An 8,975-nucleotide genomic window follows, 5' to 3' on the forward strand; every position below is an offset into this window, starting at 1 on the left:
CCGTCAGACCTTCGCGCCGCGGCGCTCGAGGGCGGCCTTGACGAGCCCCGCGAACAGGGGATGCGGCCTGGTCGGGCGCGAGCTCAGCTCGGGGTGTGCCTGCGTCGAGACGTAATAGGGGTGGACGTCCTTAGGCAGCTCGGCGAATTCGACGAGCTTACCGTCCGTCGTCGTACCCGAGAACACGAGTCCCGCCGCGGCAATCTGCTCACGGTACTCGTTGTTCACCTCGTAGCGGTGGCGGTGGCGCTCGAACACGGTGGTCTTGCCGTACGTCCCCGCGATGACCGAGCCCTCCTGGAGCTTCGCTTCCCAGCGACCGAGGCGCATCGTGCCGCCCATGTCGCCCTCGCCGGCGACGATCTCGAGTTGCTCAGCCATCGTGGCGATCACAGGGTAGGCGGTGTCGGGCTCGAACTCGCTCGACGAAGCGCCCTCGAGTCCGACGACGTTCCGTGCGTACTCGATGACCATGCACTGCAGTCCGAGGCAGAGGCCGAGGGTAGGGATCTTGTTCTCGCGCGCATAGGTGAGGGCTCCGAGCTTGCCCTCGAGGCCCCGGATACCGAAGCCGCCCGGGATGCACACCGCGTCGACACCGTCGAGTGCCTTCTTCGCCCCCTCGGGCGTCTGGCACTCGTCCGACGGCACCCACTTGATCGTGACTTTCGCCTTGTTCGCGAATCCACCCGCGCGCAGCGCCTCGGTCACGGAGAGGTAAGCGTCGGGCAGGTCGATGTACTTGCCGACCAGCGCCACCTCGAGGTGGTGCTTCGGGTTGTGCACGGCTTCCAGGAGTTTGTTCCATTTGGTCCAGTTGACGTCCTTGAACCGGAGGTCGAGCGCCTGGACGATGTACGCGTCGAGGCCCTGGGCGTGCAGCGTCTTGGGGATGTCGTAGATGCTCGGCGCATCGGCGGCATTGACGACGGCATCGATGTCGACGTCGCACATGCGACCGATCTTCTCCCGCATCAACGCCGGGACCTCGCGGTCGGAGCGGATCACGATGGCGTCCGGCTGGATACCGATGGAGCGCAGCATCGCGACGGAGTGTTGCGTGGGCTTGGTCTTCAGTTCCTGCGAGGGGCCGATGTACGGAACGAGCGAGACGTGCAGGAAGAACACGTTGTTCCTGCCGACGTCCTGGCGGACCTGGCGAGCCGATTCGAGGAAGGGCTGCGACTCGATGTCACCGACCGTTCCGCCGATCTCGGTGATGATGACGTCGGGGGCTTTCTTGCCCGGCGAAGGCTCCGCCGGCAGACGCATGCGCCGCTTGATCTCGTCCGTGATGTGCGGGATGACCTGGACGGTATCGCCGAGGTACTCGCCGCGGCGCTCCTTGGCGATGACGGTCGAATAGACCTGTCCCGTGGTCACGTTGGCGGACCCGTCGAGGTTCTCATCGAGGAACCGCTCGTAGTGGCCGATGTCGAGGTCGGTCTCAGCGCCGTCGTCCGTCACGAATACTTCACCGTGCTGGAAGGGGTTCATGGTGCCAGGATCGACATTGAGGTAGGGATCAAGCTTCTGCATCGTCACGGAGAGGCCGCGCGCCCTCAGGAGGTGACCCAGGCTGGATGCCGTCAGTCCCTTGCCGAGTGAGGAGGCCACGCCGCCAGTCACGAAGATGTGCTTGGTCGTTGCGGATTTAAGGAACCGGGAGTTTAGTTGCTGCGCCACGGAATTCGAGCTTATCACCGAGCGCGGGTGCGGGCCGCATCGGCGAGGAGTTCCTCGGCATGGGCGCGGGCCGAGGCGGAGTCCTCCTGGCCCGCGAGCATCCTCGCCAGCTCGCGCACGCGCTCGTCATCAGGCAGGACCTCGACGTCGCTGGCGGTCACTCCCCCTCCGTCGCCGTCCCTGGACACGTTCTTGGTGACACGGATGTGCCGCGCAGCGAAAGCCGCGACCTGCGGCAGATGGGTCACCACGATGACCTGGACGTGCTCGGCCAGCATGGCGAGCCGACGGCCGATCTCGACGGCGGCCTTGCCGCCGACACCGGCGTCCACTTCGTCGAAGACGAAGGTGGGTACGGGATCGACTGCCGCGAGCACGACCTCGATGGCGAGCATCACTCGGGAGAGCTCACCGCCGGAGGCTCCCTTGCCCAGCGCGCGTGGCGCGGAGCCCGGGTGCGGCTGCAGGTTGAAGGCGATGTCGTCGGCGCCGTGGAGTGTCAGCGACTCCGCCGGCGTGACCTCGATCAGGAGCTGGGCGTCCGGCATCGCGAGCGCGGTGAGCTCGTCGCTGACTCTTTCCGCCAGGTTTCCCGCCGCCGCACGCCGCAGCGAGGACAGCGCGTCGGCCCGTTCGTGCACCTGCCGGTCCAGGTCCTCGATGACCCCGTCGAGCTCCTCCACCCTGGACGAGTCGCTGCTGAGCTCGAGCAGGCGCTTGACGGCATCCTCCTGCCAGGCCAGCACCTCATCGATGGAGGGTGCGTACTTGCGCACGAGGACGGACAGGGTCGCGCGTCGGGACTCGACCTCCTCGAGCCGGCCCGCGCCCTCTCCGTCGAGTGCTGCGCCGTAACCGGCCAGGTCGGCCGAGATGTCGGCCAGAAGGTATCCGACCTCCGCAAGGCGTCCAGCGAGCGTGCCGAGGTCGGCGTCGTGCTCGGCCACGGCCTCGAGCTGTCGCTTCGCCTCGTCGACCAGCGACACGGCATCCGCACTGGCACCGATGTCCTCGGAGACGAGCGCCTGATGGGCGACGAGGGCGGCCGTGCGGAGCTCCTCCAGGTTGCCCAGGCGCATCGACTCCGCCTTGAGTACCGCATCCTCCCCCGGCTGTGGGTCGATCTCCCCGATCTCCGTGAGCGCGGCCTCGAGGCCCTCGGCCTCGCGTAGCCGCTCGCGGGCCTCGCTCCTCAGCCGGTCGCGCTCCGCAAGCGCGTCGCGCCATCGACGAAAGGCGTCCTCATACGCCCTCAGGGCCTCCTCGACGGCCTTGCCGCCGAACTTGTCGAGCGCCTGCCGCTGGGCGGGCGCGCCCTTGAGGCGCAGCTGGTCCGATTGCCCGTGCACGACGACGAGTTCGTCACCCAGTTCGGCGAGGACGCCCACGGGAGCCGCGCGACCCCCGACATAGGCCCGGCTGCGGCCCTCGCTCGTCACGGTGCGTGCGAGGATCAGCTCGGCGACGCCGTCGTACTCCTCGAGGGTCGCCCCCGCCTCCGCGGCCCTGATGGCCGCCGGACTCTTCGGGTCGAGGCGCAGAACCGCCTCCGCGGACGCCGATTTGGCATCGAGGCGGACGGCTCCGGCATCCGACCGCGCACCGCGCAGGAGCCCTAGTGCCGTGATGACCATGGTCTTGCCCGCGCCGGTCTCGCCGGTGACGACCGTCAGTCCCGGGCCGAGGCTGAGCGTGGCGTCGGTGATGACCCCGAGGTCACGGATGCGCATCTCCTCGATCACAGCGACCGACCGTCCTGGTGCTTCACGGGCCCGCGCCAGCCCTGGATGGGTAGTTCGAACTTCCGCACGAGCCGTTCCGAGAACGGCGTCTGGTGCGTGCGGGCCAGACGCACCGGGTGCTCCGAGCGACGGACTTCGACCCGCCCACCGGGTGGCAGGTCGATGCTCCTGCGTCCGTCGCACCAGAGCACGCCCGAGGCGTCGGTGCGGGTCAGGAGTTCGACGGCGAGCACTGAGGTGGGTGCGACGACGAGGGGCTTCGCGAACAGGGCGTGGGCGCTGATGGGCACCATGAGCAGCGCCTCCACCTCGGGCCAGACGACAGGACCGCTGGCCGAGAACGCGTACGCCGTCGACCCTGTCGGAGTGGCGAGGACCACACCGTCGCACCCGAAGGAACTGACGGGCCGGCCGTCCACTTCGATGACCACCTCGATCATGCGCTCACGATTCGCCTTCTCGACGGCGGCCTCGTTGAGCGCCCAGCTCTGCCCGAGCAACGCTCCCCCGTGCCAGACGAGGACGTCGATGGTCGTCCTCTCCTCGACGGTGTAGCTGCGGTCCGCGACCCAGCGCACGGTCTCCTCGAGATCGGCACGCTCGCTTTCCGCGAGGAATCCCACGTGCCCGAGGTTGACACCGAGCAGGGGGATATCAGCCTCCCGCACGAGCTCGGCCGCACGCAGGATGGTGCCGTCGCCGCCGAGGACCATGACGAGTTCGACGTCGCCGAACCCGACGCCGTCACCCAGCACTTCGGCAGGCGCGGCGAGCGCCCCGTACTCCCCCTGGATGTCAGCGAGCTCCTCCTGACGCATGACCGGCTGGAGCCCGAGGTCATGGAGGCGTGTGCACGCTTCCTGCGCCGCGATCATCGCGTTCCTGCGGCCGGTGTGCGCGAGCACCAAGATTCTTCTACTCATCAAGCTCCGTCTGGTCGGTTGGGCGGCGTAGCGGAGGGAAGAGGGCGCCCTCGTCGAGTACCTGATCCGTCAACCGGTCCAGCTCCCCTTCGATCCTAGGCATCAATCCCGCCCTCGGCACCCTTATCCACACGAAGTACTCCAGGTTGCCGTCCTGGCCCGGCAACTCGCTCAGGGCAAGCCCGACGACGTCCAGTCCACACGCGAACGCGCTGCGGAGCACACCGGCGACGGCTCGCCGACGGGCCTCGGGCGACGTGACGACGCCGAGCCGGTTCAGGCCGCTCCGCCCGACCTCGAACTGGGGTTTGACCATCAGCAGCAGGTTCCCGCCGGGCTGCGTGACCGAAGCGAGGGCACCCATGACCAGCCGCAGGGAGATGAAGGACAAGTCAGCGACAGTGAGCTCGACCTGCCCGCCGATGTCGGCGGCCTCGAGATGGCGCACGTTCATCCCCTCGAAGACGTGTACCCGCGGGTCCTCGCGCAACTGCTGCACGAGCTGGCCGTGTCCGACGTCCACGGCCGCGACCTCCCTCGCCCCCCTCCTGAGCAGTACATCCGTGAAGCCCCCGGTCGACGCGCCCGCGTCGAGGCACCGCTTGTCGGTGGGATCCACCTGGGGAAAGGCACGGAGGGCGCCGTCGAGCTTCGTTCCTGCGCGGCTCACGTAGTCCTCGCCGCGATCCTCGATGTCCAGCCTGTCCTCCTGGGTGACCGGAGCGGAAGCTTTCCGTGCCACCGCCCCTTCCCGGCGGACCCGCCCGGCCGCGATCAGCTGGGCAGCGTGGGAGCGGGACCGTGCGAGCCCGCGGGCGACGAGCTCCTGATCAAGACGCGGCATGGGCTCCTGCCTGTCGGAGCTTCTGCTCCGGGTTCAGTTCGCCGCTCAGGCGTTCATGGACGGCAGCGTACACACCGGCGTGTTCCGAAACCGGAAGAGTGTCGAGAGTGTCGAGGACCGCGAGGATGGAATCGATCCGGGCATCCCCCGTCGAGGACGCACCCATTCCGGGCTCGGCCGCTTCGCCCTCCAACTCGTCCATCACCGTTTGTCCTTCCTGATCGACCGACGCTCCCTGAGTCCTTGCACAGATTATCCAGCCGTTTCGAACACGATCTCCGGCGTGCTGTCCTGCACCGGGGCGGGGTTCGCGTCCCACCACGCGGCGCAGGCCGCACGCCAGCTATCCAGGGAGTCCTCGCGGCCGCTGATGGTCACCGTCGACCCGGACGCCCGCGCATACGCGGCACCGCAGGTGAAGGTTCCGCCGTCGGCCGTCACCGACGGGTAGCGCTCGTAGAGCTCCGCCAGTGAGCCGATGAGGTAATCCGGCCGCTCGTCGACCCGGGCGACCAGGGCCGTGCGGACCGTGTCGACGCCCGTGAGGACGAGCGCCGTCGCCATGCCCGCGCGGTTGCCGCCGAGGATATCCGTGTCGAGGCGGTCCCCGACAACCAGGGCACGGGTTACACCCGAGTGTCGTGCCGCTGTCTCGAACAGCGCCGCTTCCGGCTTTCCGGCAACCAGCGGCGACTTGCCTGTGGCTGCTGCGACAGCCGCGACGAGCGTCCCGTTCCCCGGAGCGATCCCGCGCTCCTGCGGAATCGACATGTCCGTGTTCGTCGCTACCCAGACCGCACCAGCGGTGACGGCGTAGGCGGCCTCGGCGAGATCCTTCCAGCCGAGAGAAGGAGAGAATCCCTGGATGACGGCGTTCGGCCGTTCGTCCGCGGAGGGAACGACGACGAGCCCCTGCGCCCTGACGGCGTCCGCGAGGGTCTCACTCCCGACGACGAGCACCGAAGAACCGGGGGCAACCTGTCCTGCGAGCAACTCCGCCCCGGCCAGTGCGGATCCGAAGACCTGCGCCGCGCTGGCCGGCGCCCCGAGCTCGCGAAGGTGGGCCGCGACCTGCGCCGAGGAACGCGACGCGTTGTTCGTCACGTAGGCCAGGCTCTTACCCTCGCCTGCAAGTTTCTCGAGGGCGGCGGTTGCACCGTCGATGGCACGCGGGCCGGCATAGACAACGCCGTCGAGGTCCGCGAGCACTCCGTCGAAACGATCGATCAATCGCTCAGTCATCGGCGGGTTCTTCCTTGCTGGCCTTGGCCTTGCTGATCCGGGTGCGCTTCGGAGCCGGCGGAGCTGCTTCGTCCTTCGCGTCCTCAGCGCCCTCGGCGCTCCCTGCCTCCGCATCCCCGGGCTCGATGTCGGCCGCGCCGGTCTCGTTCATGCTGAAGAGCATCTCCGTCTGGAGCGGCTCAACCTGCGCCGAGGACTCCGCGACAGGCTCAGCTTCATCAGGCACGGCTCCTTCAGACACCGCTCCTTCAGACACCGCTCCTTCAGACACCGCTCCTTCAGACACCGCTCCTTCAGACACCGCTCCTTCAGACACAGCGCCTGACTGCGCCTTCTCGGACGTGGTCACATCAGGCGCGCCTGCGTCACCCTCGAGCCCGGGGACGACGGCGTCGGCCACAGGCTTCGTCGCTGCATCCACCGCGTCTACGTCCGCGCCTCCAGGCTTGGATTCCTCGCGCACGTCCCCCGAACCCTCCTTCGACTCTGCCGTCGAGCCTGATCCGGCCTCGGAGCTCACCCCGGAGCTCGATCCCGATTCCGCAGCGGCGGACGAACTCGCGGTGGGAGCCGCCTGTGCGCCGAGGAGGTCGGCGACCTTGGGAACCTGGACCGGAGCTGGGTCCTCGTCCTCGCCGAGGTCGATGATGTCCGGCTCCAGATCGTCGTCGATCCCGAGCGCCTTCTCCGCTACCAGAGCCTGACGACGCCACTTGTCCGACTCGTCCGACCGCCCGACGGCGTCCAGCGCATCGGCGTATGCACGGAACAAGCGCGGGCTGAACGTGAATGCTCGATGCAGGTCCAGTTGTGGGATCTCGAGAGCGGCGACGGCGGCGTCAAGCTGCCCGAGATCGGCCCGTGCACCGGAGACGACCATTGCCAGCTCTGCTTTCCCTGCAGCGTCCAGCGACTCTGCTTCTTCGCTACGTGCCAGGTCAAGCGCCCTGTCTGGCCGGCCGAGCCCTCGCTCGCAATCCGCCATCACCGGCAGGTGCACATTCGATCCACTGATCCTTCGGAAAGTCCGGAACTCACGCAAGGCTTCGCCGTAGTGGCCCGCTGCATAGGCGGTCAGGCCCACCGCTTCGCGGACCGCCGCGAGGCGCCCCCCGCGACGGCTTGCCGCGAGGGCATGCTGGAACGCCAACTCGGGATCGAGGTCGATGAGCCGACCCGCCATGACGAGGTGCTTCGCGACCCATACGGCGCTTCGCTCCTCCAGGTTGCGGACCTGCGCGCGCGTGACCCGGTCGAGCTCGTCACCCTTGACGTCCTCGTCGATCTCCGGGGACCGCTCCCGGTCCGGCCGATTCGCGCTCCGGAGGTCGCGGGCATTGTGCGGACGCTCCGCTGCTGCCGCAGTGTCGTCCCGGCGGCTTCCGTATCCGCGATCAATCGTCCTGCTGTCACCGCCGGATGCCCCGTCCCGACGTTCCGTGGGACGACGGAAGGAGCCACCACGCTCCGGTGCACGCCGTTCACTTCCCGATCGCCCCTCGACGGATGCGGAGCGGGACTGCCAAGGACGCTCACGGCCACCATCGGCGCCGCCCGAGGCGGTTGCGTTTCGACCGGGGAACCTGGACTGTTTGTCCGAAGCGGAACCAGATGCCGAGCCTCCACGAGACGCGGAGCCCCGCAACTGGGCACCGCGGCTGCCCTCTCCGCCCCTCACCGGCCGTTCCGTCGACCCGGATGCCGGCCGGCCGCCGTCCTGGCCTGATCGACCAGTCCGACGCTGGCCAGTACCGCCATCTCGCTTGTCACCGAACCGTTCACCGCGAGCGGAGGACGAGCGCCCACGCTCGCCGCTCCGTCCCTCCTGCTCGGAACGTGCCTCGTCACGACCCCCACCGCGAACATCGGACTGCCCATCCCTACGGGCGGTGCGCCCGCTTGCGGGGCGCCCTCCGGTGCTCGACCCCCGGAAAGCCCCTTCCGAGCGAGCACCGGGCCGCCCCTCGGTGGACGTCCCACGCTCGCCACCGGTCTGGCTGCCCGTGCGACCAACGCCGGAGAACCGGTCGGCACGATCACCGCGCTCCTCAGAATCCCTCCGGAGAGCAGAGGAGTCCGGCGTAGCGGACTGCCGCCCTGACTTCGAACCCCAGGAATGACGACGACCGCTATGGCTGGACCCTTCCTGACGATCGCTGCCTGCGCTTTGCGCCCGGCGGGGCTCCCCGTCTCGTCCAGCGGTGTGCTCCTGCTCAGCCATGGCAGCGCGGTCCTCTCGTCAGGTGCCGGCACATCATCGCCGGCTGGTCTCTATTTTGCTGTGGGTACTCTCCATCTATGGAACCACGAAGCCCGGTCGCCCGAAGCATCGCGCACTCGGCATGAGGAGGAATGTGATGGATAGCTCCACCAGGGCCCGCCCGTTCAACAACCGGCTGATCGCGGACGTGCAACTCTAGGCGTTGCGCGCCTCTCGCTCCGGGGGGTGGGTGGTTAAAGGGGTGAAGGCCCCGCACCTGGTGGTGTGGGGCCTTCACTGTAATGGTTGTCCGGCGGTGTCCTACTCTCCCACACTCT

General features: G+C 68.4%; 7 protein-coding genes. All 7 read right to left on the bottom strand.

Annotation, left to right across the window (positions count from 1 at the left end):
- Positions 1-3 precede the first annotated feature (3 nt).
- The 7 genes from CXQ96_RS08095 to CXQ96_RS18820 are packed head-to-tail and all read right to left on the bottom strand — an operon-like array spanning position 4 to position 8,115.
- Positions 4-1,704, bottom strand: coding sequence for a CTP synthase (locus tag CXQ96_RS08095; RefSeq protein ID WP_104117514.1), 1,701 nt, complete (start codon positions 1,702-1,704; stop codon positions 4-6).
- Positions 1,701-3,428, bottom strand: a complete 1,728-nt coding sequence (gene recN, locus CXQ96_RS08100) for a DNA repair protein RecN (RefSeq protein ID WP_104117515.1) — start codon at positions 3,426-3,428, stop codon at positions 1,701-1,703. Before recN ends, CXQ96_RS08095 begins: the two co-directional genes overlap by 4 nt.
- Positions 3,425-4,351 (bottom strand): NAD kinase, encoded by a 927-nt coding sequence (locus CXQ96_RS08105; RefSeq protein ID WP_104117516.1) that lies wholly within the window; start codon positions 4,349-4,351, stop codon positions 3,425-3,427. Before CXQ96_RS08105 ends, recN begins: the two co-directional genes overlap by 4 nt.
- A complete protein-coding gene (locus CXQ96_RS08110; protein WP_104117517.1) occupies positions 4,344-5,195 on the bottom strand; it encodes a TlyA family RNA methyltransferase in 852 nt (283 codons plus the stop codon). The genes CXQ96_RS08105 and CXQ96_RS08110 overlap by 8 nt, the downstream gene beginning before the upstream one ends.
- Positions 5,182-5,397 (bottom strand): hypothetical protein, encoded by a 216-nt coding sequence (locus tag CXQ96_RS08115; protein ID WP_219816110.1) that lies wholly within the window; start codon positions 5,395-5,397, stop codon positions 5,182-5,184. The genes CXQ96_RS08110 and CXQ96_RS08115 overlap by 14 nt, the downstream gene beginning before the upstream one ends.
- Before the next feature lie 50 nt (positions 5,398-5,447).
- Positions 5,448-6,437, bottom strand: coding sequence for an HAD-IIA family hydrolase (locus CXQ96_RS08120; RefSeq protein ID WP_181036398.1), 990 nt, complete (start codon positions 6,435-6,437; stop codon positions 5,448-5,450).
- Entirely contained in the window at positions 6,430-8,115 is a 1,686-nt protein-coding gene (locus CXQ96_RS18820; RefSeq protein WP_258058951.1) for a hypothetical protein, read from the bottom strand. The genes CXQ96_RS08120 and CXQ96_RS18820 overlap by 8 nt, the downstream gene beginning before the upstream one ends.
- Between the last annotated feature and the right edge of the window lie 860 nt (positions 8,116-8,975).

This window comes from Arthrobacter sp. B1805 (genome assembly GCF_002929745.1).
In the GTDB taxonomy this organism is placed as follows: domain Bacteria; phylum Actinomycetota; class Actinomycetes; order Actinomycetales; family Micrococcaceae; genus Arthrobacter_D.